Origin of the sequence: Acinetobacter sp. YH12086, from assembly GCF_013419345.1 — a bacterium.
Taxonomy (GTDB): domain Bacteria; phylum Pseudomonadota; class Gammaproteobacteria; order Pseudomonadales; family Moraxellaceae; genus Acinetobacter; species Acinetobacter amyesii.
The window spans coordinates 50,474-77,192 of record NZ_VPAF01000015.1 but is presented as its reverse complement, the minus strand read 5'-3'; the positions used below and the strand labels follow the sequence as shown (position 1 = coordinate 77,192).

The 26,719-nt window shown below is 40.6% G+C and carries 24 protein-coding genes and 3 tRNA genes; 13 read left to right on the top strand and 14 right to left on the bottom strand.

Annotation, left to right across the window (positions count from 1 at the left end; all coding sequences use genetic code 11):
• The first annotated feature begins 17 nt into the window (after positions 1–17).
• Positions 18–6,278: a calcium-binding protein gene (locus tag FTU29_RS14160; protein ID WP_373423628.1), complete on the top strand. Its 6,261-nt coding sequence runs from the start codon at positions 18–20 to the stop codon at positions 6,276–6,278.
• Between the two features lie 109 nt (positions 6,279–6,387).
• Here FTU29_RS14160 and FTU29_RS14155 read toward each other — a convergent pair whose 3' ends face one another.
• The 5 genes from FTU29_RS14155 to FTU29_RS14135 all read right to left on the bottom strand — a co-directional run bounded on the left by FTU29_RS14155 (position 6,388) and on the right by FTU29_RS14135 (position 9,429).
• Positions 6,388–7,131, bottom strand: a complete 744-nt coding sequence (locus tag FTU29_RS14155) for an ATP-binding protein (RefSeq protein ID WP_180122485.1) — start codon at positions 7,129–7,131, stop codon at positions 6,388–6,390.
• 10 nt (positions 7,132–7,141) lie between these two features.
• Positions 7,142–7,708, bottom strand: coding sequence for a DUF1376 domain-containing protein (locus tag FTU29_RS14150; RefSeq protein ID WP_180122483.1), 567 nt, complete (start codon positions 7,706–7,708; stop codon positions 7,142–7,144).
• Positions 7,709–7,775: 67 nt separating this feature from the next.
• Positions 7,776–8,027 carry a hypothetical protein gene (locus FTU29_RS14145; protein ID WP_180024729.1) on the bottom strand — a complete coding sequence of 84 codons (252 nt, stop codon included), beginning with the start codon at positions 8,025–8,027 and terminating at the stop codon, positions 7,776–7,778.
• Positions 8,020–9,201, bottom strand: a complete 1,182-nt coding sequence (locus FTU29_RS14140; protein ID WP_180122481.1) for an Arm DNA-binding domain-containing protein — start codon at positions 9,199–9,201, stop codon at positions 8,020–8,022. The genes FTU29_RS14145 and FTU29_RS14140 overlap by 8 nt, the downstream gene beginning before the upstream one ends.
• A gap of 12 nt (positions 9,202–9,213) precedes the next feature.
• Positions 9,214–9,429: a hypothetical protein gene (locus tag FTU29_RS14135; protein ID WP_180122479.1), complete on the bottom strand. Its 216-nt coding sequence runs from the start codon at positions 9,427–9,429 to the stop codon at positions 9,214–9,216.
• Between the two features lie 110 nt (positions 9,430–9,539).
• On the opposite strand from FTU29_RS14135, the gene FTU29_RS14130 reads away from it, so the two are divergent.
• Positions 9,540–9,749, top strand: a complete 210-nt coding sequence (locus FTU29_RS14130) for a helix-turn-helix transcriptional regulator (RefSeq protein WP_180122477.1) — start codon at positions 9,540–9,542, stop codon at positions 9,747–9,749.
• A 451-nt stretch (positions 9,750–10,200) separates the two neighbouring features.
• Here the strand turns inward: FTU29_RS14130 and FTU29_RS14125 are convergent.
• From FTU29_RS14125 to FTU29_RS14115, 3 genes are all read right to left on the bottom strand, one after another.
• Positions 10,201–10,276 (bottom strand) — tRNA-Gly (locus FTU29_RS14125).
• Between the two features lie 46 nt (positions 10,277–10,322).
• Positions 10,323–10,398: transfer RNA gene (locus FTU29_RS14120), tRNA-Gly, on the bottom strand.
• A gap of 47 nt (positions 10,399–10,445) precedes the next feature.
• Positions 10,446–10,518, bottom strand: a tRNA-Gly gene (locus FTU29_RS14115).
• 240 nt (positions 10,519–10,758) lie between these two features.
• Here FTU29_RS14115 and FTU29_RS14110 point away from each other — a divergent pair.
• From FTU29_RS14110 to FTU29_RS14090, 5 genes are all read left to right on the top strand, one after another.
• Complete coding sequence (locus FTU29_RS14110) at positions 10,759–11,070, top strand: BolA family transcriptional regulator (RefSeq protein WP_078194061.1); 312 nt, start codon at positions 10,759–10,761, stop codon at positions 11,068–11,070.
• 8 nt (positions 11,071–11,078) lie between these two features.
• On the top strand, positions 11,079–11,471 hold the full coding sequence (locus FTU29_RS14105) for a SirB2 family protein (RefSeq protein WP_180024727.1): 393 nt from the start codon (positions 11,079–11,081) through the stop codon (positions 11,469–11,471).
• Positions 11,472–11,534: 63 nt separating this feature from the next.
• Positions 11,535–12,371 (top strand): ParA family protein, encoded by an 837-nt coding sequence (locus FTU29_RS14100; RefSeq protein WP_180122475.1) that lies wholly within the window; start codon positions 11,535–11,537, stop codon positions 12,369–12,371.
• Between the two features lie 13 nt (positions 12,372–12,384).
• Positions 12,385–12,789, top strand: a complete 405-nt coding sequence (locus FTU29_RS14095) for a hypothetical protein (RefSeq protein ID WP_180026158.1) — start codon at positions 12,385–12,387, stop codon at positions 12,787–12,789.
• A gap of 307 nt (positions 12,790–13,096) precedes the next feature.
• Positions 13,097–13,690 (top strand): LysE family translocator, encoded by a 594-nt coding sequence (locus FTU29_RS14090; RefSeq protein ID WP_168378830.1) that lies wholly within the window; start codon positions 13,097–13,099, stop codon positions 13,688–13,690.
• A 19-nt stretch (positions 13,691–13,709) separates the two neighbouring features.
• Here FTU29_RS14090 and FTU29_RS14085 read toward each other — a convergent pair whose 3' ends face one another.
• Positions 13,710–14,336 carry a DedA family protein gene (locus FTU29_RS14085; RefSeq protein WP_078191514.1) on the bottom strand — a complete coding sequence of 209 codons (627 nt, stop codon included), beginning with the start codon at positions 14,334–14,336 and terminating at the stop codon, positions 13,710–13,712.
• 194 nt (positions 14,337–14,530) lie between these two features.
• On the opposite strand from FTU29_RS14085, the gene FTU29_RS14080 reads away from it, so the two are divergent.
• Both FTU29_RS14080 and guaA read left to right on the top strand, forming a co-directional pair.
• Positions 14,531–14,953, top strand: coding sequence for a DoxX family protein (locus FTU29_RS14080; protein WP_180122472.1), 423 nt, complete (start codon positions 14,531–14,533; stop codon positions 14,951–14,953).
• 212 nt (positions 14,954–15,165) lie between these two features.
• Positions 15,166–16,734: a glutamine-hydrolyzing GMP synthase gene (guaA, locus tag FTU29_RS14075; RefSeq protein ID WP_078194056.1), complete on the top strand. Its 1,569-nt coding sequence runs from the start codon at positions 15,166–15,168 to the stop codon at positions 16,732–16,734.
• A 131-nt stretch (positions 16,735–16,865) separates the two neighbouring features.
• Here the strand turns inward: guaA and FTU29_RS14070 are convergent, their stop codons facing one another.
• Together FTU29_RS14070 and FTU29_RS14065 are read right to left on the bottom strand one after the other, a co-directional pair.
• Positions 16,866–18,200, bottom strand: a complete 1,335-nt coding sequence (locus tag FTU29_RS14070) for a GGDEF domain-containing protein (protein WP_257226238.1) — start codon at positions 18,198–18,200, stop codon at positions 16,866–16,868.
• A 143-nt stretch (positions 18,201–18,343) separates the two neighbouring features.
• Complete coding sequence (locus tag FTU29_RS14065; protein WP_180122470.1) at positions 18,344–19,519, bottom strand: diguanylate cyclase; 1,176 nt, start codon at positions 19,517–19,519, stop codon at positions 18,344–18,346.
• Between the two features lie 392 nt (positions 19,520–19,911).
• On the opposite strand from FTU29_RS14065, the gene FTU29_RS14060 reads away from it, so the two are divergent.
• The 3 genes from FTU29_RS14060 to FTU29_RS14050 all read left to right on the top strand — a co-directional run bounded on the left by FTU29_RS14060 (position 19,912) and on the right by FTU29_RS14050 (position 22,155).
• Positions 19,912–20,859, top strand: a complete 948-nt coding sequence (locus tag FTU29_RS14060; RefSeq protein ID WP_180024722.1) for a pirin family protein — start codon at positions 19,912–19,914, stop codon at positions 20,857–20,859.
• A gap of 68 nt (positions 20,860–20,927) precedes the next feature.
• A complete protein-coding gene (locus FTU29_RS14055; RefSeq protein ID WP_180122468.1) occupies positions 20,928–21,326 on the top strand; it encodes an OsmC family protein in 399 nt (132 codons plus the stop codon).
• A gap of 151 nt (positions 21,327–21,477) precedes the next feature.
• On the top strand, positions 21,478–22,155 hold the full coding sequence (locus FTU29_RS14050; protein WP_180035124.1) for a glutathione S-transferase family protein: 678 nt from the start codon (positions 21,478–21,480) through the stop codon (positions 22,153–22,155).
• Here FTU29_RS14050 and phoR read toward each other — a convergent pair.
• The 3 genes from phoR to FTU29_RS14035 form a co-directional block, all read right to left on the bottom strand.
• Positions 22,152–23,510 carry a phosphate regulon sensor histidine kinase PhoR gene (gene phoR, locus FTU29_RS14045; RefSeq protein ID WP_078191505.1) on the bottom strand — a complete coding sequence of 453 codons (1,359 nt, stop codon included), beginning with the start codon at positions 23,508–23,510 and terminating at the stop codon, positions 22,152–22,154. The genes FTU29_RS14050 and phoR overlap by 4 nt on opposite strands.
• A 23-nt stretch (positions 23,511–23,533) precedes the next feature.
• Complete coding sequence (phoB, locus tag FTU29_RS14040; RefSeq protein WP_078194048.1) at positions 23,534–24,244, bottom strand: phosphate regulon transcriptional regulator PhoB; 711 nt, start codon at positions 24,242–24,244, stop codon at positions 23,534–23,536.
• A 229-nt stretch (positions 24,245–24,473) separates the two neighbouring features.
• On the bottom strand, positions 24,474–25,157 hold the full coding sequence (locus FTU29_RS14035) for a TetR/AcrR family transcriptional regulator (RefSeq protein ID WP_111885789.1): 684 nt from the start codon (positions 25,155–25,157) through the stop codon (positions 24,474–24,476).
• 224 nt (positions 25,158–25,381) lie between these two features.
• Here FTU29_RS14035 and FTU29_RS14030 point away from each other — a divergent pair, with 224 nt between their 5' ends.
• Complete coding sequence (locus FTU29_RS14030) at positions 25,382–26,212, top strand: SDR family oxidoreductase (RefSeq protein ID WP_078194047.1); 831 nt, start codon at positions 25,382–25,384, stop codon at positions 26,210–26,212.
• The last annotated feature ends 507 nt before the right edge of the window (positions 26,213–26,719 follow it).

The following is a 26,719-nucleotide window of genomic DNA, read 5'->3' as shown; positions in this document are numbered from 1 at the left end:
GGATTGCGCCAGCAGAAGTGAGCTTAAAGCGTTCAGGCAATGATTTAATTATTAAATACTCTGCAGAAGACCAAGTCACAGTACAAAGCTTCTTTGACAGCAATGGCGCGACGGCCTACCGTATTGATCAGATTTTATTTGCCGATCAAACGGTGTGGGATGTTGAATACATTAAACAGCAGATCCTTGTACCAACCGAAAGCAATGACACAATTCAAGGCTACAGCAGTAATGATGTGCTGAGTGGTGAAGCCGGAGCTGACCTGATTTATGGCAACAATGGTTCTGATCAGCTGTATGGTGGAACTGGCGAGGATAAATTATATGGCGGAACTGGGGATGACTATTTAGAAGGTGGTGCTGATAATGACCAACTTTATGGTGGTTCAGGCAATGATATTCTGGTCGGTAGTGAGGGTGATGATACTTTAGAAGGTGGAGCCGGCAACGATACCTATATTTTTGCAGCCAACTTCGGCCATGACATCATTAACAATTATGATAATACTGCAAGCCGTCAAGATGTTATTCAGTTTACAGATGGTCAAGTCCAAACAGATTTTACTTTCCGTCGTATCAATAATGATTTAGTAATCCGTACATTAGATGGTGAAAACAGCATAACTGTGCAAAATTATTTCCAATCAGATGCTTTGGGTACTTATCGTATTGATCAGATCCAGTTCTCAGATGAGATGATACTTGATGTTGAAGCGGTGAAGGCCTTGGTACTTCTTGGTACTGAAGGCACAGACATTCTTCAGGCATATGCTTCAGGAAGTACGATTTCCGGTGAAGCGGGTGACGATCAGATTTATGGCAACACTGGCTCTGATCAGCTGTATGGCGGAACTGGACAAGATAAATTATATGGCGGAACTGGAGATGACTATTTAGAAGGCGGGGCCGATAATGACCAACTTTATGGTAGTTCAGGCAATGATATTCTGGTCGGTAGTGAGGGTGATGATACTTTAGAAGGTGGAGCCGGCAACGATACCTATATTTTTGCAGCCAACTTCGGCCATGACATCATTAACAATTATGATAATACTGCAAGCCGTCAAGATGTTATTCAGTTTACAGATGGTCAAGTCCAAACAGATTTTACTTTCCGTCGTATCAATAATGATTTAGTAATCCGTACATTAGATGGTGAAAACAGCATCACTGTGCAGAACTATTTCCAATCAGATGCTTTGGGTGCTTATCGTATTGATCAGATCCAGTTCTCAGATGAGATGATACTTGATGTTGAAGCGGTGAAGGCCTTGGTACTTCTTGGTACTGAAGGCACAGACATTCTTCAGGCATATGCTTCAGGAAGTACGATTTCCGGTGAAGCGGGTGACGATCAGATTTATGGCAACACTGGCTCTGATCAGCTGTATGGCGGAACTGGACAGGATAAATTATATGGCGGAACTGGAGATGACTATTTAGAAGGCGGGGCCGATAATGACCAACTTTATGGTGGTTCAGGCAATGATGTTCTGGTCGGTGGTATGGGTGATGATATCTTAGATGGTGGAACCGGCAATGATACCTATATTTTTGCAGCCAACTTCGGTCATGACATTATCAGCAATTATGATAATTCGGCAAATCGTCAAGACATTATTCAGTTTACAGATGGTCAAGTCCAAACAGATTTTACTTTCCGTCGTATCAATAATGATTTAGTGATCCGTACATTAGATGGTGAAAACAGCATCACTGTGCAGAACTATTTCCAATCAGATGCTTTGGGTGCTTATCGTATTGATCAGATCCAGTTCTCAGATGAGATGATACTTGATGTTGAAGCGGTGAAGGCCTTAGTACTTCTTGGTACTGAAGGCACAGACATTCTACAGGCATATGCTTCAGGAAGTACGATTTCCGGTGAAGCGGGTGACGATCAGATTTATGGCAACACTGGCTCTGATCAGCTGTATGGCGGAACTGGACAGGATAAATTATATGGCGGAACTGGAGATGACTATTTAGAAGGCGGGGCCGATAATGACCAACTTTATGGTGGTTCAGGCAATGATGTTCTGGTCGGTGGTACAGGAGTTGATCGCCTGGAGGGCCAAGATGGTGATGACGTCCTGCAAGGCGGTGAGGGTGATGATACCTTAGCAGGTGGAACCGGCAATGACACACTCATTGGTAGTGAAGGCAACGATACACTGGAAGGTGGAGCTGGTAATGATATTTATCAGTTCGAAGCAGGTTGGGGTCAAGATATCATCCTATATGAATATAAAAATGAAACTGATAAGGATACGATAGCATTTATAAATATAGACCCAGACAATCTTATTGTCAGAAAAGTCGGCCAAGATATGGTGATTACTCACCGCATAACGGGTGATCAGTTAATTGTTCAATCTCAATTTAGCGATTCATCCAATAAGCCTATTAATCTAGTCCAGTTTGATAATAACGTAGAATGGAATGAAGCTGATCTTGATATACAGGCAGTCAAAGGTACAGAGCTAGACGACGTTATTGAAGGCACAACAGACAGCGATATTATCCATGCTGGTAATGGCGATGACATTATTTACGGCAGTTCAATTTATACAGATTCACCAGAAGCCCAATATTTTGTTTATGGCGGAAATGGTAACGATAAAATCTATGCATCCGGGTATTTAGATGGCGGAGATGGAGATGATGAGATTGAGGGTGCTGGACATCTACTTGGTGGAGCAGGAAATGATGTTCTTAATGGGCAAGGTATCTTAGAAGGACAAGCTGGAAATGATATTTTAACTGGCCAAGGAAAATTGTATGGTGGAGATGGTACGGATCAATTAATTTTAACAGGTTTGGATGATAACCAAGCAGGATTGCTTGATGGTGGATCAGGGGATGATGTTCTAGTAGTTGATATTAATCAGATGCATTTTGTAGATAGTTCCAATGAGGGTGAATTTATTTTGGATGCTGATGGTTATCATGTCATTCCAGATCCTGAACTGACAGAGGCGCAGCGTGCAGTCTATATTGAGGGTGGTCAAGGTAACGATACCATTTATGGTTCTTTTGGGGATGAAGTCTACCTGTTTAATTTAGGTGATGGTCAGGACACGATTATTGAGCGTCCAGCAGGTCAGAACTATAGCAATGTCGCTGTATCATTTGACGTATTGCGTTTTGGTCAGAATATTGCAACAACTGATATTAGCCTGCATCGTTTTGGTGATGATTTGCTTATTCAGCATGGAAATAATGTTGATCAAATTACAGTCCAAAATTATTTTGTTGGCGGTCATCATAAGATTAATGAAATCCAGTTTGAAGATTTAACGATCTGGAATAATAGTTATATTGAAAATCATGTAACGTATCATGGTACAGCTGATAATGACGAAGTATGGGGGTATAGAAATACCCATGAAACTTTCGAAATGGGGGCTGGTAATGACAAAGTTTATGCTGGTTCAGGCAATGACATTATCTATGGTCAAGAGGGTGATGATACGCTTTGGGGGCAAACTGGTAATGATACGTTATATGGCGGTGCAGGCTCAGATTACTTGGAAGGAAATGAGGGGAATGATGTCCTACATGGCGATGAGGGTAATGATACGCTGTATGGCGGTGCTGGTGACGATTCTATCTATGGTGGAATTGGTAACGATAGACTGAGTGGGGGAGCTGGAACAGACATCTTGAATGGTGGTGAAGGTGATGATGAGTATCTTTATTACTTGGCTGATGGCCCTGATGTGATTGATCAAACTGGAGGCGGAACAGATGTCTTGTGGCTGATGGACTACGGCATTACTCCTGACCGCATTAGCTTCAACAAAGATGGCAACGATTTAATCGTAATCATTGATCAAAATGCTAACCAGTCTGTACGAATTGTGGATCATTTCCTTGGAGGTGAAAAGGCGATTTCATCAGTTAATGCAAATAACCAGATTCCAATCTCTGCAAAGGATATCGAGGGAATTATTAAAGCCCAAGCATATGGTGGACTCTATGATACGGTTCTTGAAGGTACCAATAATGCTGAAACCATTTATGGCACTTCAGGAAACGATCTGATTCAAGGTCTGGATGGTAACGATACGATTTGGGCTCAGGCAGGTAATGATCGTGTGGAAGGTGGTGCCGGTAATGACTATCTAGATGGCGGGGCTGGTGATGATTCAATCTACGGTGGAATTGGCAACGATACACTGATTGGGGGAGCTGGAATTGATACCTTAGATGGTGGTGCAGGTGATGATAAATACTATTATTACTTGGCTGATGGCGCTGATGTAATTGATCAAACTGGTGGTGGTACTGATGTCATCTGGTTGATGGATCAAGGTATTACGGATGATCGTATAAAATTTACTAAAGAAAATAATGATTTACTCATTACGATTGATAACAACTCAAATCAATCTATCCGGGTGAAAGATCATTTCTTAGGTGGAGAAAAAGCGATTTCATCCGTACAACCGAATGGTGGCTATACGATTACAGCAGCCCAAATTGCAACTAAGGTTAACAATAATGGTGGGGAAGAAACACCGAATGTAGCTGGTGATACAACGTATAACTATAGTACTGGTGCCTTAACAATTACCGAACAGTCTGGTACAGATAAAATTGTATTTGCTAGCGGCATTACTCTCAGCCAAATTAGTTCTAACCTGACCAAGTCTGGAAATGACTTAATCATTAAGGTAAATGGAAGCACTACTAATATTGTTACAGTGAAGAACTTCTTCCTTGCAGGTGATTATTTGGTTGAATCATTCCAAACAGCAGCAGGTGAGCAGATTACAGCGAGCCAAATTTTTACTGCGTATGGATTGACTATACCAGGTACTGGTAGTGAAACACCAAACCCAGTAGGTGACACTACTTATAGCTATACGAGTGGTGCTCTAACCATTACTGAACAGTCAGGTACAGACAAAGTTGTATTCGCAAGCGGTATTACCTTTAGTCATATTAGTTCTAATTTGACTATGTCTGGAAATGATCTAATTATTAAAGTAAATGGAAGTACTGCCAATATTGTAACTGTGAAAAATTTCTTCCTCGCAGGTAATTATTTAGTTGAAACCTTCCAAACAGCAGCTGGTGAACAAATCACAGCAAATCAAATTTTTACTGCATTTGGTTTAACAATGCCTGGTACTGGAGGCGGAGCAGCTAATGCGGAAGGCGATACTACATATAACTATACTTCAGGTGATCTTACTATTACTGAAGTATCAGGAAATGACAAAGTTGTATTTGCGAGCGGAATCACATTTAGCCAAATTGGTAATTATCTGACCATGTCAGGTAATGACCTCATTCTTAAAGTCAATGGAAGTACAACAAATAAAATTACGGTAAAGAATTTCTTCCTTGCTGGTAATAATTTAGTTGAAACCTTCCAGTTTGCGACAGGAGAAGAAATTACGGCTGACGATATCTTTGGAGCTTTTGGTCTGACATTGCCATCAACTGGTGGTGGAACAGAAACAGGATCATCTGAAGTCGAAGGTGATACAACTTACGAATATACAACTGGAGCTTTAATGATTAATGAGGTCTCCGGCAATGATAAAGTCGTCTTCAAAAATGGTATTACATTTAGCCAAATTGGTAACTACTTGAATATGTCTGGCAATGACTTGATTCTGAAATTGGATGGTAGTAATACGAATAAAGTCACTGTTAAGGATTTCTTCTTAGGCGGTGATTATGTTGTTGAAACTTTTGCGTTCGAAACTGGAGGCCAAATCACAGCTAGCCAGATTTTTGGAGCATTTGGGTTAACTATGCCAGCGGCAACATCATTGACAAGTGTGGAAAGTTATAGTTTTGATAATGAAAGTAGCATGTATTCAGATGATGTTTATCAAAATTCTGGTGAAAATAGCCCACTTAATGCTGAATATTTTGTCCAAAGCATAATTATTGGTGATGCAGGCGATAATCTATTTATCAGTGATCCAGCTGTGAGTGAATTATTTATAATGAATGATGGTCAGGACATTATTAAGTTGTTGCAAAATGCATCAGGTGTAACTGCTATAGACTATGTCAGTGACTTTAAAATATCTGAGGACCAATTAGACTTTTCTGAGTTCTTAGATAACAGTCAAGTTAACTCGTCGAATCTTAATGAGTTCTTAAATATTTCTTATGATGAAACTCTTAAAACTAATACTATCAGTGTTAATGATAGAGTTAATGGTAATTCTCAAGAACTGTTAATATTAACAAACCAGACTGAATATTTATCTGTTCAAGACCTGCTCTTAAATCAGTCAGTAGTTTACTAATGACTTTAAGAGTTTAGTGAGACTTGATAAAGGGCGGTTAACCGCCCTTTATTTATTTGGAGTTTTATATTCTAAAACTTTAAGAGGTCATAGAAAGAGTATCAATTGATTAAGTTATTCTTTGATCATCCCAATAACACGGTACTACAATCAAATGGTTCTCATGTAACCGCGACCATAATCGGACACCTAAATCCCGCTGCATATTTTGGACAGTGAAATTGGAAATCAGCAGTGTGGATTTCATGTTGTCATAACGTCTATATAAGACCTTATGCACCATTTCTTGGCGTTTTTCGTGCCGGTCATGCAGGCCATATTCATCAATCACCAATAAATCAAAACTAGAGAAATGGTCGATGACTTCTTTCTCAGAGCGTGAAGCATCTGACCAGGTATCCATCATTTTTTGAGCAATTTCTGCACTGGTATAGTAGCGTGCAGATTTTGTACTGTTATGCAGAATGTTGCGAATAATTGATGCACTCAGATGGGTTTTACCTGTACCTGGTGTACCAATCATCAACATGTTCGGGTTGTGGTCAGAAATAATCTGCTGTGCAAAGGCCTGACATAGCTTGATGGTATTGTCTTGTTCAGGGCATGCAACTACATAATTCTTGAAACCACGATCCAGGTAGCGTTTATTGAGCCCTGAATTTTTGATTTTCTGTTGTAGCAATCGCTGTTGCAGTTCATCCTCATAGGCTGCATGAGAGTGATGGACGGTTTCTTTGGCACATAATTTACAGAGCCTGTGACCTGCAATTTTCATCAGGGGTATATGGTGGGTAGGGCAAAGCTCTTTCATTAATTCTGCGTTAAACTGAAGCATTCTAGGCGTGGTATTCATTAAAACCTCCTCAAATCCATTTTGAATTTTCTAAAAAATCTTCATTTTTTGGGTCAAAATTTGAAGATGAAGATGAAGATGAAGATGAAGATGAAGATGAAGATGAAGATAAAGATGAAGATGAAGGGCATGGTTCAAGTATGGCTTGAGTAATGCGTAGGGTATCCTCAATAGATGCTGGAGCATTTTCTTGTGGTTGTTTGGGGTGTGCTTGAGCATTACTTGCGGATTTATTCCAGCGTGCTTGAGCAGCATTTTTTGCTTTATTAGATTTCATTTGCTGGTTTTGTAATGCCTGATTCTTTAAATTAGTTAAGAAGTCTGAACAAATTTGTTCAGATTCGACTTCAAATAGTTCTAATACCATGAGCATTTTCAGTAAGCTTTTAGCTTTTGTGTGCTGTGATAATTTGGTGATACTGCAGACAGTAGCTAGATCATGAGGAATAGCACCATTTTTCCAGAAATCCATCATCAACAGCAACGTTGCACCTATTTGCTCAGCGGTCATTCGTGCAAATTTTGCCTGTAAGTCGCCAATATAGAGTGGCATCCAAATTGAAATATTTTTATGCATGGTTTTTTCCCTTTTTATGGGTATAGAGGGGCTAAGGTCACCGATTAGATGACCTTGTATGTTTGTTTTATGAGTGAGCGAGACTCATTAACCGGATGCGGGCCTGTCGGGCTAAATCATCGTAATGGGCTTGTCCATCATCCAGCATTCGCTGTAGCCAAAGTCTCAATGCCTGATGATCATCGAAGCATTTGTTAACTTTCAGCAAAAAGGCCAGATTGTGCAGTTTGGGAATGTGTAGCTCATGAATGAGTTCACGAGCGACCATATCTGCTTCAGGGCTGACGACTACACCACCAAAGAAAGCTTTATTATTCATGTGCAAGCTCCTCAGTATTTAGTTTTTCCAGCATGGCTTCAAATGCACTGCCATCACGACGCGTAACATTGGGGATGTAACGGCTATAGACTCGGAACAGCATTTCAGTGGTCGAATGTCCCAGCTGGCGTGCAATCCATTCAGGATTTTCTCCAGCAGATAACCAAAGTGTGGCAGCTGTGTGGCGTGTCTGATAAGCGCGACGAGGAGTTAATCCCAAAAAGCGCAGGATAGGGTGCCATACACGCTTATTAACTAAGCGGTAGTCTAGGGGACCGCCATCACGGTTGCAGAAGACGAAGTCCGATTTTCCGTTGTTGAGGCTTTTCTGTTGAAGAAATGCTTGATACACCCGCTCACTCATTTGAATGGTGCGGTCTGATCCATACGTTTTTGTTCGACCTAAAACACCATTCACAAGCGCTTGACGGATATGGATTTCTCGACGTTGTAAGTCAATGTTTTTCCATTGAAGGCCATCAATTTCACTGGTACGCATGCCTGTAAAGAATCGGATTGTGTAATAAGGTTTAAAGTCGTCGCGAACAGATGTAATAATTCGCTGAACTTCTTCAAGAGAGAAAGGTGTGACTTCAATCCGACCTTCTTTCAAACTTTTTATGTTTTTGTAAGGACTATCAAAATCATATCGTTCGGATGCGCTATCTAGTATCATACGAAGTGCTGTCATAATCTGGTTGATTCGTGATGGTGAAAGGCATTCTTGGTTATTTCCGTATGTCACTTTGGCGAGAGATGAACGGAATCCAAGGATGTCTGACTTTTTGATGTTAATAACGGGAATTGTTCCAAAATATGGAGTTAAGTATTTTCGAATAACAATCCTAATTTTTTCTGCATAGCTGCTACGCCATTCAATTTCTTTGTCAGCAACCCATATTTCACAATACTTAGAAAAAATAGGTGTCTTAGAACCTACTGCATTGATTAGGTTTTCGGCATCTTTAATTTCTGCTAGTCGAGTGCTTTTGGGAAAATATTTAGCATAATCAAATACACCCAAGAGCATTTCAGCTTCCATACGTTCAATCGCTTTTTCAAGTTTTTTACGATTGTTAGGTGTATCTTCCATTGCAGTTGTTTCACGGCAACGCTTATTTAAGTAGCGAAAATCAATTGTAAGCTTGCCGTATCTTGTACGGATTGAGGCCATGTGATTGAACTCCTATTGTAGTTGTAGGCTATGAAGAGAGCCGAACGAGGTTTTTGTCATATCTTCCTCAATGCGTTCCCAAACAAAAAGAATTTTGCGCCCACCAAATGGGCGAATGTAATGAACGCCTTCAAGTAAGACGCTATCTTTGAGTTGATTTCGGATAGTACGCTCGTTGTAATGAATTCGTTTCGAAAGTTCTTTTGTAGTAAGATACGTGAAGTTCATATGTATATCCTTTTAAAAAGTATCACAATGATGTTATTTAAGATTACAATGCAATACTATAAGCATTTAATACATCATGCAAGTACTTTATTACACAATGGTGGTAATTAATGATAGTTTGCAATTTGCCAGTCTTATTAGCAGAACGCAGAATGAAGGTTGCGGATGTTGCGCGTGAAACAGGGATGAGTAAAACCACTCTGCATAAACTTTATAATGGTCAATCGACTCGTATTGATTTTGAAACTATTGAGAAGCTTTGTTTATTATTGAGTGTAGAGGTAGGAGATCTTCTGAAATTACAAGTTGAAGAATCTTAAGACGATGAAATATTTATGAAATTAAGGTGACCAAATTTGGTCACCTTAATTTTTTTAGAGTATTTTTGATTGTGGGACAAGTAAGTAGATATTGAGTAAGTAGGGCTGAATTTTAAAAACTTAAAATGATCTGTATTTATCGAGAGTTTTATTGCGTGACCAAATTTGGTCACGATCCTATTTGATCTTGTAAAAATATTGAATTGAAAATAATAGAAGTCTAATGACATAGAAATTTTCGGTGGAATAATTTTTTAAGCAGTTTTAGAAAGGGTTTCTTATCTTTTTGATTTATTGAAGGCACTTTTTGGTCACTTATGGTCACCATGCAAATTGAAGACGTTGGGATAGACGTTATTTTAAAGCAGTCTAAAAGGCTTTCTTATTTTAAAAAACCTAATAAAATCAACAATAAAAAAGCCCCCATCTTTTGATGGGGGCTTTTTGAATTTGGAGCGGGAAAGGAGACTCGAACTCCCGACCCCAACCTTGGCAAGGTTATGCTCTACCAACTGAGCTATTCCCGCGGAGTCTATCCTGTTTTTTTACTAAAAAACTGAATCGAAAAAAATTTGGAGCGGGAAAGGAGACTCGAACTCCCGACCCCAACCTTGGCAAGGTTATGCTCTACCAACTGAGCTATTCCCGCGGAGTCTATCCAATTTTTTAAATAAAAAACCGAATGAAAAAATTTTGAGCGGGAAAGGAGACTCGAACTCCCGACCCCAACCTTGGCAAGGTTATGCTCTACCAACTGAGCTATTCCCGCATAGCCACGTATAATACATTAAGGATTTTTCAGGTCAATAACTTTATGAAAAACTGTGCATCGTTTGCATAAAATAAAAACAATTTGTTTGAAAATTGGAATATTTTGCAGGTCAAAGGCTTCCATTTTGATGAAATCATGCAATTCAGATGGTTTCAGCAACTTTGCGACACAAGAACTTCAACAAATACAGGCTATACTAAGACCAGTTGAACCTTTTTTGAATTTGGGAGAGCCGTTTTGAGTTTAGAACAGCAATTAATTGAGCGTCTACAGACATTAGCGCCTACACATCTTGAAGTGGTGAATGAGTCCGCAGGTCATGGTGGTTATTTCCCAGGTAAAGAGTCGCATTTTAAAGCGGTGATCGTGAGTGAGGCTTTTACAGGCTTGCGTTTGGTGCAACGTCATCAAAAAGTCTATGCCGCAGCCGGTGATTTACTTAGTCCGGGGCAAATTCATGCCTTGGCTATTCATGCGTTTTTACCCGAAGAATGGAAAGGTCAAGACACCACTAGCCCTGAATGTGCGCATGCACCTAAGTCATCTTAAGGTGAGCCATGGAAACGCAATTAATCATTAAAATCATTCATATGTGTGGCGTGGCTTTAGGCTGTGCTGCCATTTTCATTCGTGCTTTTACGCTGTTTAAAGGGACGCAGGGCAATTTACCGAATCCATCAGGTCGTAAGTTTTTTGTTGCATTGCAACATGGCTCAATGGCTTTAATTGCTGTGACAGGAATTATCTTATTGTTTATGAAGAACTTTGATGTGCAGCCATGGTTCTATGCCAAAGTTGTACTATTTCTAGCGTTGCTGTCTTCTTTATCTAAAGCGTATAAAAAAGATGACAGTGTTTTATTGGTTCAGCGCCGTGCGGGCTTATTTATTGCAGCTGTTGCACTTATTTTCATCATTACATTGGTTATAATCAAACCAGTTTTTGGATAAATGGCTTATCCACATGGCCGATTTCAAGGCTTGAGTAGAAAAACAAAGATTAGAGGGTTTTGAATGCGTACGCGTGTGGTATTTAACCAAAAAGGTGGTGTGGGGAAATCGAGTATTACGGTCAATTTAGCTGCGATAAGCGCGCACCAAGGTTTAAAAACTTTGGTGATTGACCTCGACCCTCAAGCCAATTCAAGTCAATATTTGTTGGGGGATGATGCGACCTACTCAGCAGATAAGCCCGCACTTGAACCCAATATTGAAAATTATTTTGAAGAAGTCTTGGGGACGCAACAAAGTAAAGGTTTGTTGGGAAATGCCATTGGTTCGATTTTGAAGGGTCGTGCCAAAGGTTTGGAAAGCTATGTGCATACCTCTCCGTATCCACGTTTAGATGTGATTCCAGCGAGTCCAACTTTGGGTCCGTTGGTACATGCCCTAGAATCTAAGCATAAAATCTACAAACTGCGTGATGCTTTACAGCAGATGAGTGGTCAATATGATCGAGTATTTATTGATACACCGCCGGCCTTTAACTTTTTTACTTTATCTGCGTTGATTGCGGCAGATCGCGTGCTGATTCCATTTGACTGTGACGTGTTTTCAAAACGAGCTTTACAGACCCTGATCGAAAATGTGTTGGAAACGCAGGATGATCATAATGATCGTTTGGAAATTGAAGGCATTGTGGTCAATCAATTTCAAGCACAGGCGAAGTTACCGCGTGAAGTTGTACAACAACTCAAAGATGAAGGTCTTCCTGTATTGGACAGCATGTTACCGCCTTCAGTGCTGATGAAAGAATCTCATCATAAAAATCAACCTTTAATCCATTTGGCTGCAGATCATAAATTGACGCAAGCCTATCAATCATTGTTCAATGAAATTGAGCAAAAGTAGTATCGAGAAAAGTATGAATGCACTTAAATGTGGTCTAGTTGCTTTCACTGCTGTTGTATTGGGTGCATGTGCAAGTACGCCTAAACCTAGCTATGTTTCACCTACACAGTATCAGTCTTTGAGTTGCCAGCAATTGCAAAGCGAATACAACCGAATCCACGACTATATTCAAAATGGTGTAGAAACGCCGAAGCGCACAGGCGTTGGTGTCGGTGTTGGCCTTGGTGGTGGCTGGGGCAGCCGTGGAGGTTGGGGCATTGGTCCGAGTATTTCGGTCAATATGGGACAATCTTCAAATACCAAACGTACCGAACTTTCACGAGTTCTAGGTGAGCAAGAAGCGATTGTACAGGCAGCAAAATTTAAGGGTTGTCCGATTATCGTTCGCACAAATTCGGCTACTGCAGCAAAATCATAAACGGATCATGAGCAGAGGCTTAGGCCTGTGCTATGAGAAAAGTGTAATAAAATTTGTCAGTAGGCGAGGCGTCTACTGGCATTTTTTTTGAGCCAAATAAACTGCACTATTTAGAGCCAATAAAATATTTAAATCTATGAAAAAATTAAATTAAATATCATTCGTAAATTTTAATGCCTCCTTCTGATCTTGAATATTCAGCGTAATCACCTTGACTTGTACAAGGATAAAACTGACCTAGCGCGTACTTGTTTTTTTAAATTCATTTCGGCTAAGGTGTGCGCTTTGAAACATTGTCTGGATATTTATGATTGAGAGTTGGCTTTTTGTATTGGCAATGATTGCGGTGATGATGACGCCGGGACCTAGCAATGCACTAATGGCAAGCTCTGCACATCAACAAGGCATTGCAAAGACCTGCATGCTGATTCCTGCAGAATTATTGGGCTATTTCTATGCCATTAATTTGTGGGCGTTGATTATTCATTTAAGCGCTCCAGTGTGGCCGAATTTAATTCACTTGCTACATTTTCTCAGTATTGCCTATGTTTTATGGTTGGCTTTTCATTTGTGGAAATCGACGCATTTACATCAGTACAATCAAAAACATCCTTCAATTCAACCACGTGAATTATTCATTTCCTCGTTAAAAAATCCGAAAGCCTTGCTTTTTGCTGCAGGTATTTTCCCGATTGAAACTTGGGCTAGCCCATTAAATTTTATTTTGGTTTTCGCTGTATTTAGCGTGGTTTTGCTACCAGTTGCATTGTTTTGGATGTCATTTGGACGGACGATTTTGGCGGGTAAGACTCAAAAAATTAAGGCCGATCTTCTATATAAAGGATCGGCCCTGATGCTGATTTTATGTATGTTCCCTGTGGTTTTGCGCTTTTTTGCTTAAAGGTGTTCACCACATCGGTTTATTTCTTTAATTTTGCTCGAATAAAACCAATTACACCCGGTAAAACACTAATAATAATGATGCCGAAGATCAGATGGGTGAAGTTATCTTTCACGATTGGCATATTGCCAAATAAATAACCCAAAGTGATAAATGAGCCAACCCAGCAAATCGCACCAATCATGTTAAAAGTCAGGAAGTACTTGTAGTTCATGCTGCCTGCACCTGCGACAAAAGGCGCGAAGGTTCGTGCAAAAGGAATAAAGCGGGCAAAAATAATGGTTTTACCACCATGTTTTTCAAAGAATTTCTGCGTATTCACCAAATGTTGACGGTTAATGAAGCGTGATTCAATTTCAAAGACACGTGGGCCAATATATTTACCAATATGGTAGTTCAGCGTGTCGCCCAAGACTGCCGCGATAAACAGCAAAATCACCAAAACCCACGGATCCATGGCACCTGTTGACGCAGCGAGAGCACCTGCTGCAAACAGAAGACTGTCACCCGGTAAAAAGGGCATGACGACTAAACCGGTTTCAACAAAAATAATCAGGAACAGAATTGCATAAATCCATACGCCATAATTGGTAATGAACTCGAGTAAATGGTCATCAACATGTAGTATAAAATCAATCAGTTCCATGGGGCGTATATGCGTAAAATAGTGGTCTGATGCTATCAGTCTGGGGCAGCAAAGTCAGTATTAAAACGTAATTAATTATCAATAAAATCGTTCTATATATGAAATGATGAGTATTATAAAAGCATATTTAAAGAGAATAAGAAACGACCTAATCTAAGCACATCTTTTGAACAGTATTAAAAATAGGTTTCAGTATGTTTAATCCAAATTTGATGGTGAAAAATCTGAGTCAACAGCCGCAAATCAATTCGGTAGTCAGTCTCGTTGCACGTATTTTGATGGCTTATATTTTTATTGTGGCAGGTTGGGGCAAAATTACGGCTTACACTGCAACCGCAGGTTATATGGAGTCAATGGGTGTACCGGCAGGGCTACTTCCGATCACCATTTTAGTCGAGTTGGGTGGTGGCTTAGCTTTATTGTTTGGTTTTCAAACACGTTTTGCAGCGCTAGGTCTAACCGTATTTAGTTTAATCACTGCGTTTTTATTCCATGGCGGTGCTGAGGATGGTATTAACTTTATGAAAAATTTGGCGATGTCTGGCGGCTTATTATTTCTCATGTTACATGGTGCAGGTAAATTCAGTTTTGATCATTGGATTGAAAAATCAAAATAAAATGATCATGAGTCCTAGCATCCATCAAAGCGGCGTTCTGCCGCTTTTTTCAAGTTTACCGCTGATTGAAAGCGGATGGGTAAAGCCCTGAAATGTGTTGTAAAAAACATCGTTTAGCTTGTGGTTTTTGCCCCTGTCCGAATAGTGTGCGAAAGTCCAAGAAAAATGTTAGAATACGGCGCTTATATTCGTTGCCTGCATAGTTGTTTGCCATGACTACCAATACCCAAATTACTGAAGACCGTATCCTGATTTTGGATTTCGGTTCTCAATATAGTCAGCTTATTGCACGTCGTGTACGTGAAGCTGGTGTTTATTCAGAAATGTACGCATTTGATATGTCTGAAGAAGACATTCGTGCATTTAACCCAAACGGGATCATTCTTTCAGGTGGTCCAGAAAGTGTTCATGAAGAAGGTAGTCCGCGCGCACCACAAGTTGTATTTGAACTTGGTGTACCTGTTTTAGGTATTTGCTATGGTCTACAAACCATGTCAGAACAACTTGGCGGTAAAGTTGAGCCAGGTACTGTGCATGAATTTGGTTATGCAGAAGTTGATATTAAAGTCCGTGATGCTTTAATTGGTGATCTTGAAGATACCAAAGACCAATTAAAAGTGTGGATGAGTCATGGCGATAAAGTGACTCAAATTCCTGAAGGTTTCCAAATCACTGCAAGCACACCAAGCTGCCCAGTGGCGATGGTTTCTGATGAAAAACGTCGTTTCTACGGTATCCAATTCCACCCAGAAGTGACACACACTGCGAAAGGTGCTGAGTTGTTGTCTAACTTCGTACATGGCGTATGTGGTTGCCGTAACTTGTGGAACTCAGAAAACATCATCGATCTTCGCGTAGAACAACTTCGTGAGCAAATTGGTGATCAAAAAGTTCTATTGGGTCTTTCAGGCGGCGTAGATTCATCTGTTGTAGCTGCACTTTTACACCGTGCGATTGGCGACCAATTGACTTGCGTATTTGTAGATAACGGTTTACTTCGTTTGAACGAAGGCGAACAAGTGATGGACATGTTTGCGAAAAACATGGGTATCCGCGTGATTCGTGCCGACGCTGAAAATCGCTTCTTAACAGCACTTGCTGGTGAAGTTGATCCAGAGAAAAAACGTAAAATTATCGGTCGTGAATTCATTGAAGTGTTTGCTGAAGAAGCACGTAAGCTTGACGGTGTGAACTTCCTTGCTCAAGGTACCATTTACCCAGACGTAATTGAATCTGCGGCAAGCAAACAAGGTAAAGCGCACGTGATTAAATCACACCACAACGTGGGTGGTTTACCAGAAGATTTAGCATTCGAATTGGTTGAGCCAATCCGTGATTTGTTCAAAGATGAAGTTCGCCGTTTAGGTACAACACTTGGTCTTCCATTTGAAATGCTTTACCGTCATCCATTCCCAGGCCCAGGTCTAGGTGTACGTATTCTTGGTGAAGTGAAAAAAGAATATGCTGACATCCTTCGTCTAGCAGATGACATCTTCATGCAAGAACTTCGCGCAAGCGGCTGGTATGACAAAACTGCACAAGCATTTGCCGTATTCCAACCTGTGAAATCTGTGGGTGTCGTAGGTGATGGCCGTCGTTATGCATGGGTAATCGCGCTTCGTGCTGTAGAAACTGTGGACTTTATGACTGCACGTTTTGCACACCTTCCTTATGATCTTGTAGACAAGATTTCTACACGTATCATGAACGAAATTGCAGAAGTTTCTCGTGTTGTTTATGACGTATCGTCTAAACCACCTGCTACGATTGAATGGGAGTAATTTAGGGATTTCAAGAAGCGAAGCTTCTTGCCTAAATTACGCCGAAAGCTATGCTCGCGGCTATTTAGGGAAACCTAAATATTTCTAATAAAAAAAGGACGCTTCGGCGTCCTTTTTTATATCTCAACATTCTATTTATAAACAATTGACCAACTACTATCGCTTTCATTATTCGGTTCAGCTTTAGGCTTCACTTTATGGGTAAAGCTTTGCCAAGACTTCGTCGATTTACGTTCGGGTTTCATGCTTGAATCATATCGCTCTACACGGTTACGGCCATTTTCTTTTGCCTGATATAGTGCAATATCAGCTTGCTTAATCAGTTCAGTTAAATTTTGTTTATGTGATTTAAGCTGTGAAACACCAATGGAGACGGTAAATTGGATCGGGTGATTTGCAACATTCAGCAATGATTGATTTTGAAGCGTTAAACGAATACGTTCCGCGATCAACATTGCATCCTGTATTTGCGTTTCAGATAGAAGCACAATAAATTCTTCACCACCAAAACGAGCCAAGACATCTTTTTGGCGCATTTCTTTGCGGGTGGTTTCAGCGATACATTGCAGTACCTGATCACCAACATCATGTCCGTAATTATCATTAATATGTTTAAAATGATCGACATCAAACATCAATAAGCAAGTACTTGCAGGCGTTGGCCATTCATGGATGCGATGCTCAGCCAACTGAACAAACTGACGACGGTTGTATAACTGGGTGAGCTCATCTGTGTGGGCTAGATTTTTCAGCGTATGCATATTCCAGTCATCAAGCAGGGTACGTAAAAAATGACGACGTGCATTGAGTGTATTGTTCCAACTCATATGCAGGCTGATCATCCAAACAGGAATAGACACCACCACAAAAATCAGTGCTTCTTGCCATGATAAAAGCTGACTCACAGCAAAAAATACCAATAGCGAAATGAGACCCGAACAATACAAGGCTGGCTTAAATTGTGTTTGTACGCAGACATTGGCAATTAATATAAAGATCGCTGCACCATAGATATAGGACGAGACCATTGGGCTATCTGAAGCCAATAATAAGCCAATCCAAATCGCGGTGCTACAGACCGTCCCAATCGGTAAGATCATGTCGAGCACACGAATATCTTTTTTGTATTTAAACAGATAGAAGCTAACTAATAGGGCAGCAATAATCATGGCCACTCGAGAAAGACCTGACCAAAAGAACATGTCAGGGATAATAAAAATGTCAGCAAAGAAATAAAGAAGAAATGTAATCTGCGCCATGTAATTCACTTGACGTAAATAAGGTAACTGATGGGCATACTGATGTTGTAGAAAATAGTTTCTAAACTGCGTAGGAATACGTGCAAAAGGATCTGCAATGGCTTGTTCAATCTCGGCACGATTGGCAAGATCACACTCAGAAAGTTTCAAAGTATGATTATGATTTTTACGAACTTCCTGAGCAGACGAATTAGTCCGAGAACTCATTCGTACATCAACAGACATGTCCCTTCTCCATAAATGGCTCAGGAAAATTATGAATAAAAAATATACAAAAATATCTACCTGAAACTAGGGATTTTTCGAATGAATGATAAAAAATCGTCTGATGAATGTTACAAAATATATTATTAACTTGCTGTTTTATAAGTTGAAATTTGATTGCGTCCTGCAGATTTTGCTTGGTAAAGTGCCTGATCGGCCATGCGAATAACACTTTGTAAATCTCGGTTTTTTTGACCAAATTCGGCAACACCAATTGAAACGGTAAATTTAAGTTTTTGTAGTGTATCAAGTTCTAAATAATCATCGGCTATTGCCCGTCGCAGACGTTCGGCAATATCTTGAGCCTGACGCAGGTGTGTCTGCGGTAAAAGAATTATAAATTCTTCCCCGCCGAAGCGGGCAATGATGTCTTGACTACGTAAGGTATGTCGGCACGTTTCGGCAATTTGTTGTAAAACATGATCACCAATATAGTGCCCAAACTGATCATTAATATTTTTAAATTTGTCGACATCAAAAATCAGTAATGAAAGCGGCTGTAACGGTTCGGACTGATGATGAATATGATAATTGGCAAGTTGAATAAATTGACGTCGATTGTTTAAGCCAGTCAGCACATCGGTATGCGCCATAATATTGAGCGCTTCACGGTTCAACTGATCGAGTTTACTGTGTAAAAATACAATTCTAGATTTTTGCGTTGAATTCCAACTGATATACAAACTAAATAACAATACGGGAGAATAGATCAAGATAAACAGTTGCAGTTGATGGATATTGCCAGAAATGGCGAAATACACCCCAATCAGTAAAATTAGACTGATACATAGAGAAATGAGCACAGCAGCCTTAAAGCGGATTTGCACACATAAATTGGCTAACACAATAAAAACCAAAGATGCATATAAATAGATCGGCACATCGGGGCTATTGGATAAATTGAGTAGGCTAAACCACAGGGCAGAAGCGCCAACGATCGATAGGGGAAGCATCAAGTCAAAGAGTAAAATGCTCTTGCTATATGTATAAATGACCCATGTGATGCCCATCATCAGTAAGGTATAGGCCGTTTTTAAGCCTATCGCGAGCAAACCCACATCGGGCAACATAAACCAATCCGCTATGGCATAAGAGAGATAAGCCAATTGTGCAACGATGTTGACTTGCAAAAAGAATTTAAAAAGTTGACGACGATGGTAGTGGAAAAATTCTTGACGAAATTGAGCAGGAACGCGAACAAAGGTTCCTTTCAAGGCTTTTTGGATCAGTGCACGTGATTCTTTCTTATACTCATTGATCATGCAAGATTACCGACGGGTGAGCATGGCTTGTATGTAATTTTATGTAACTCAAATAATCTATACCATTTTTATTAAAAATTAAACACGTTATTTCAATGATTTGTGAATTATTTGGTATTGTTTGGTCAAAAGTGAGTGTTAATTTATGTTACTTAAATTTACATTTCACGTGATCTGAACAAGTAATTTTGCATTGGGTATTGTCTAAATAAGCATCAATAACTGTTATGCTGTATGTCATATTAGGCAACAAAAAAACGATTGTCCTATCTCTGTGATTCAGCGTATTAATGACAGCTGAAGAAGATTGAGTTAATGCAGATATAATGGAAAAAATGCATAGCTCTAGCCGATAGTCCTTGCATCGGCTTAGCCAAATTTAGGGTAAGAATATGACCAATACCAATTACACAGAAATATCTCATTCCGACGATTGTGAAAAATACGTCAATCAGTTCATTCAAGAATTTCCACTGCGCCGTGCTGAAATTGGTCAAGGCACAGTGATAAAACGTGCTTTACCGAGTCGTCATAAACGAATGATTGGTGCATGGTGTTTCCTTGACCATGCCGGTCCAGTGCATTTCCCTCAAGGTGATGGCTTAGATGTTGGGCCGCATCCACATATTGGTTTGCAAACGTTCACCTGGATGATTGATGGCACCATGATGCATACCGACAGTTTGGGCACACATCAGTTAATTCAGCCCAAACAAGTCAATCTCATGACAGCGGGTTATGGTATTTCGCATACTGAGGTTGCTCCAGAGTCTGAAACACAAATGCATGCTGCGCAGCTTTGGATTGCATTGCCAGATGACAAAATCAATATGGCGCCCCAATTTGACCATTACCCAGAGTTGCCTGTGGTGACACAAGACGGGATTGAATTGACGGTATTGGTGGGTGAATTTTTACAGACTAAATCGCCGGTAAAAGTACATAGTGAATTATTGGGTGTCGATCTGCGTAGTTCGGAAAGTCAAAGTACCGTCCTGCCGCTCAATCCAAAATTTGAATATGGCTTTATGGCCCTCGAAGGGACTGCCACTATCAATGGTCACGAGCTAAATGAAGACAATATGGTGGTACTTGAGCCGGGCTTAACCCAAGTCAAAATTGACCTACATGCAGGTGGCCGTGTTTTATTATTAGGAGGTGAACCTTTTGAATCACCGATTCTGCTGTGGTGGAATTTTGTGGGGCGCACACAAGAAGAATTGAATATTGCCCGTGAGCAGTGGATTAATCAGGACGAACGCTTTGGCTCTATTCCAGACTATGATGGTCCACGACTAGAAGCACCGGCTTTCCCTGATAAAATGCGTCCATCACGTTAACTTAAAAATAAAAATGAACAGCCGTACCTGTGGTAAAAATGGTGCGGCATAACCATGAGGGAGTCATTATGGGTATCGTTGCAACGGCAACAGTAAACACCTTAGAAGCACCGTGGTCAGGTGAAATTCAGAGTGGAAAACATCAACTTATTACCGATAAGCCCGAATCATTTGGCGGCGGGGACTTAGGTTTAGCACCGTATGACCTACTGTGCGCATCCTTAATTTCATGCACCATGATTACCTTGCGCATGTACGCGGCACATAAACAAATCCAATTGGGTGAGTTTCGTGTCGAGGCAGACTTTTGTGCGAACCGTGAAGGAGCTGAATGGGTTGAGCGACGCCTGCATTTTCAAACATCCTTGAATGCAGAATTAGAGCAAAAAATCTTGTCCATTTGTGAAAAAACCCCAGTGACAAAAACTTTATTGCGCAGTGTATACATTAAAACCACTCTAGTTTAATGTAAAAGCAGGTCGCTGTTGTACTGTGCAAAATTTAGTTTTGATATAGCCCTAAGCAGTGATCTGACACTTTTTATGATTTAACTACTTCAAAATAATAATGGCATGCCAGAAATAAGAAAATTTTAGACTTCATATAGGAGATGAACCCATGCGGGTGCTACATCATCTAGAAAAATCTCGTTCATTTCGTATTTTATGGGCAATGCAGGAATTAGGACTGGATTATCAGGTTCAGTTTTATCTGCGCCAGCCAAATTTGTCTGCTCCCCCTGAGCTTAAAGCCATCCATCCTTTAGGGAAGTCGCCCATATTGCAGGATGATGGACTGGTCTTGGTAGAATCTGCAGCGATCTTGGAGTATTTACAAGAGAAGTATGATCGGCATGATTTTTTTGCAGCCAAGGCGGAACATTCAAAACAACAATATCGCTTTTGGATGCATTATGCCGAAGGTTCTCTAATGCCGTTGTTGGTGATGCAGTTGGTCATGAGCAATGTGCCACGCCATGTACCTTGGGTCATCAAACCCGTAGCTAATCGCATTTGTGATGGGGTCAAAAAAGGTTTTGTACGACCTCGCTTAAAAGAACATATCGAGTTTTTAGAAAACCATTTAGCGGAAAATGAATATTTTGCGGGACCGTTTAGCTTTGCGGATATTCAGATGACGTTTCCATTAGAAGCCGTCATGACCAGAACTCAAGGGCGATATCCACAAATTCAGGCTTTCTTACAACGGATGCAACAGCGTCCTGCATATCGCCGTGCTAAACAACAGGAACAACAGTTGGAAGCGCAGCAAGATCGGCAGGATGATTCTGCTTAGCTCACGTGATACAAGCGTTCTTTAGGGAAAACCACTTTAAACAGCGAGCCACGATTTTCTTTGGATTCAATTTCAAGGTGTGCCTGATGTTGCATCAAAACGTGTTTTACGATGGCTAGACCTAAACCTGTTCCCCCCGTTTGGCGGCTACGGGCACTGTCCACACGATAAAAACGTTCCGTCAAACGGGGTAAGTGTTTCGGGTCAATCCCGATACCGGTATCTTCAACGGTAAAATAACCATGCGTACCATCATCATGCCAACCAATTGTCACAGTACCGCCTTTCGGGGTGTATTTAATCGCATTGGTGATGAGGTTGCTAAAGGCACTCGCCAATTCCATATCTGATCCGATCAGGTCACAGTGACTATCAATCTCGAGATTCAGTGTATGTCCATAATCCACATTGTAAGCATGTGCATCGTCATACAGTTGGTTCATTAGGCTTGGCATTTCAATGATTTGATTTTTAGCAACTTTTTTATCATTTTCAAGACGAGATAATAATAACAAGTCATTGACCAAAGCATTCATACGGCGGGTTTGAGACTGCATTTGATCGAACGCACGTTTCCAGCGTGGATTTAAATCTTCCTGATCGGTAAAGGTTTCGATATAACCACTTAAAACCGTGAGCGGTGTGCGTAACTCATGTGAAATATTATCGACAAAGTCTTTACGCATCTGCTCAAGGTTATGCATACGTGTGACGTCATAGGCCACCAATAAACGACTTTCGCGACCAAAACGGGTCAATTTGACTTGCACATAATGGTCTTCGAGCACTGATGATTTCATTTTCAAACCATCGGGGGCTAAATCGATATTGGTAAAGTATTCGATAAAACTGGGCTGTCTTAAAATGCTTAAAATATTGCGCCCTTGATCGAGCTGTTGAATCCCCAAAAGCTTTTCTGCGGCAGGGTTCCACCATTCGATTTGGTGTAATTCATCAATCAATACCACAGCTTCAGCAAGTGCCACCAAGGAAGATTGAGCGCGGTCGATCAGACCAACCATTTCAGCTTGTACGATGCGTTCTTGACGCTGCGCACGGTATACATTAAAGAGCAAAGCCCCCCAAATACCGTCTAAATTTGGCGGGACATCATAGGGACGATTTGAAATCCATTCGTTGACCAAGTACAGCGAACGCATTTGCAATGCAAAGAACACTGCAAAGGCGATTAAGATGCAGATCCATAAGTACCCGATACCAAAGCCGATGAGTGCAGCAATGAGCAGGAAAAATGCCAGCAGTCTCAAATCCTGCTTGGCAAAAGTCCATAAACTGCTGTAACGGAATTTTTTATGTTCACTGGCAAGTTCAGGGACGGGATACGGTTCGTACATAGAAAATTAAAGACCTAAAATGACTAACCCATCACAGCGTCTGCACGGGTAGAGAAACGGTAACCTGTACCACGAACAGTTTGCACATAACGATCGGCTTGGAAAGGTTCAAGAACTTTACGCAAACGACGAATATGAACGTCAATGGTACGGTCCTCAATATACACGTTTCCACCCCAAACCTGATCTAATAATTGAGCACGGGTATAGGCACGTTCAGGATGAGTCATGAAAAAGGCCAATAGACGATATTCAGTCGGTCCCATATCTAAAATGGTGTTGCCAAAGCTGACACGTTGGCTGACTGGATCGAGGATTAAGCCATTGGCATCAATGGTTTTTTCACCACCCAAGGCATTTGAGCGACGCAGCACCGCTTTAATGCGTGACACCAACTCACGGGTGGAAAAGGGTTTGGTCATGTAGTCATCTGCACCCGCGTCCAGACCTTGGACTTTATGGTCTTCTTCGCCGCGCGCAGTGAGCATGATGACTGGAATTTCTGACAAATTTTCATCGCGTTTTAAACGACGACATAGGTCTACACCACTCACGCCGCCAGGCATCATCCAATCTAATAAAATCAGTGCAGGACGCTGATCCACAATCATTTGGTGCGCTTGTTTGGCATCTTCAGCTTGCTGACATTGAAAACCAGCCATATCCAGTGAAGTATGGATCATTTCCCGAATCGGGAGTTCGTCGTCGACGATTAAAATATAGTCATCTTTCACAGCGCAATACCCTATTTTATGTAAACGGTAGACCGTTTTATATTTATGACAGGCTTATTACAAAGATTAATTATGACAGTATCATTGCAAAAATGATCTTTCATTGGGGTTTAGAAAGAAATTGTGACAATTTAAATCCTGAAATATTCAACAACATGGGCTTTGCATCATGTTGTTGTCACAAAAAAATCATTCAAAAAATTGTAAAGATCAGTGTTGAGCTCAGAATTTATTTCCTGGGTTTTTCAGAAAAAGCATCCAACAAGGCCAAAAAGACCACGCTACATGACGATAAAACTTCGTCAATCGGTTGTTTATAACCACTCATGACCCAGCGAATCGCGATTTGGGTGACATAACCATTGAGACCTGTTGCGACCATTGAAATTTCGCGTTCTGAACGATCAATATTCGGCATCATGAGCATGACAAAGGCATGAATCATACGGTCAAACCGCATCATAGTTTCATGAATCGTGGCTTGGTTATGTAGCTCTTGTACCAGCATAGCATCGATGTAAATGATGCGCGCCATACGGGGATTATTTTTTAAAGTTAACAGTAGGGCGGTTAAACCCGCTTCAATCATTTTTTTAGAATCGGTAGATGCTTGCATGATGGCTTGCATCACATTTTGTTGCAGTTCATCGATTAATTTTAAAAAGATGGTCTGGAACAGTTGCTCACTTTTCTTAAATGATTCATAAAAATAGCGTTCGGTCAGCTTGGCTTCCAAACAAATATCTTTCACAGTCACTGAAAAAAAGCCATGTGTTCCATAGGCTTCTATACCGGCTTCAATCAGTTTTTCACGTCGCGCTTGCTTACGTTCACTGAGAGAAAGCCCTTTAAATTGACGTTCCTTCACATTTTTTGCCTGTTGTTGTTCTGTGTGATTTGTTGCATCTGTCATGAAAATATACGCTGAACTAAAGCAGAATTTTGTCTTATTTTAGCAATAATTTCAGTTTAAACCTATGTTTAAGCATTGGCGATTTCAACAGCTTAGCACGTCCCAAGATGACATTGACAATATGTATTGTCAAAACTATATTAAGTCGACGAACTGCACACATTGGCAAATGAGATCACGCTGTGATAAAGCCAAGCGGCAGCATAAAGGAATAAGGAATCACAATGAAAAACTTCAAAAATAAAGTGGCTGCCATTACAGGTGCAGGTTCAGGTATTGGTCAGCAATTGGCTGTGCTTTTGGCTAAACAAGGCTGCCATCTGTCTTTAAGCGATGTGAATGAACAGGGGCTTGCGGCAACCGTTGAATTGGTTAAAGCCAGCAATGTACGTGTAACGACGCAAAAACTCGATGTGTCAGACCTTGCAGCAATGAAAGCATGGGCAGCACAGACTGTTAAAGATCATGGTTCGGTGAATATGATTTTTAACAATGCGGGTGTGGCATTGGGCACGACCGTTGAAGGCGCAAGCTATGAAGAGCTGGAGTGGATTGTCAATATTAACTTTTGGGGCGTGGTTTATGGCACCAAAGAATTTTTACCGTATATCAAGCAAAGTGGTGAAGGTCATATCATCAATATTTCCAGCTTGTTTGGCTTAACAGCACAGCCAACACAGTCGGCATATAATGCCACTAAATTTGCAGTACGTGGTTTTACCGAATCTTTACGCCAAGAATTGGATATTGAAAACTGTGGCGTGAGTGCGCTATGTGTACATCCGGGCGGTATTCGTACCAATATTGCCAATGCCGCAAAAATGAATGACAGCTTGAAAAGCTTAGGCATGAACCCGCAAAAATCGGCACAGTCATTTAATAAATTCTTGCGTTGTCCACCTGAAGAAGCGGCTCGTCAAATCATTGAAGCAGTACAAAAAGATAAGCGTCGTTTATTGATTGGTAATGATGCAAAAGCGATTGATTTAATTCAACGTTTGCTACCAACGGGTTATCAAAAATTAACAGCGATGGCGACTAAATTTGGTCAATAAGCGGTACATACAATCGATTGAAAAGAACCCACGTCAGTGGGTTTTTTTATGCCCGAAGGAAAGCCCAAGGCATATTTCTTATTTCATAAAATGAGATATAAAAATGGAGATATCTGATGATTTGAAATAAGCAACTGTTGCATAACCAACAGTTTTTTGGCGTTAAAACCAACAGAATTTATCAGGTTTAAATAATAAAACTTTAAAAAATAAATACTTAAAATTTTGGCACAGTTGTTGCCATATTAGAGTGAACAAAACTCACCACTGTATGGAACATTTATGAGTACTTTTACGCATCGATATCTTTCTGCTTTTCGTGTCCTACAACAGGCATGTTGTTGTGCTATGACACTCGCGATGATGCGCGCTTAAATTCTAAAAGCTGTCTTCGAGTTTCGGTCGTGCATAAGTTGAATAAAACCTACGACCACTCAGATTAATTTTTAAAAAACCCACGCAGTACATTCACTTCATGCACCTTGCATGGGGTTGGGGGATTTTGCG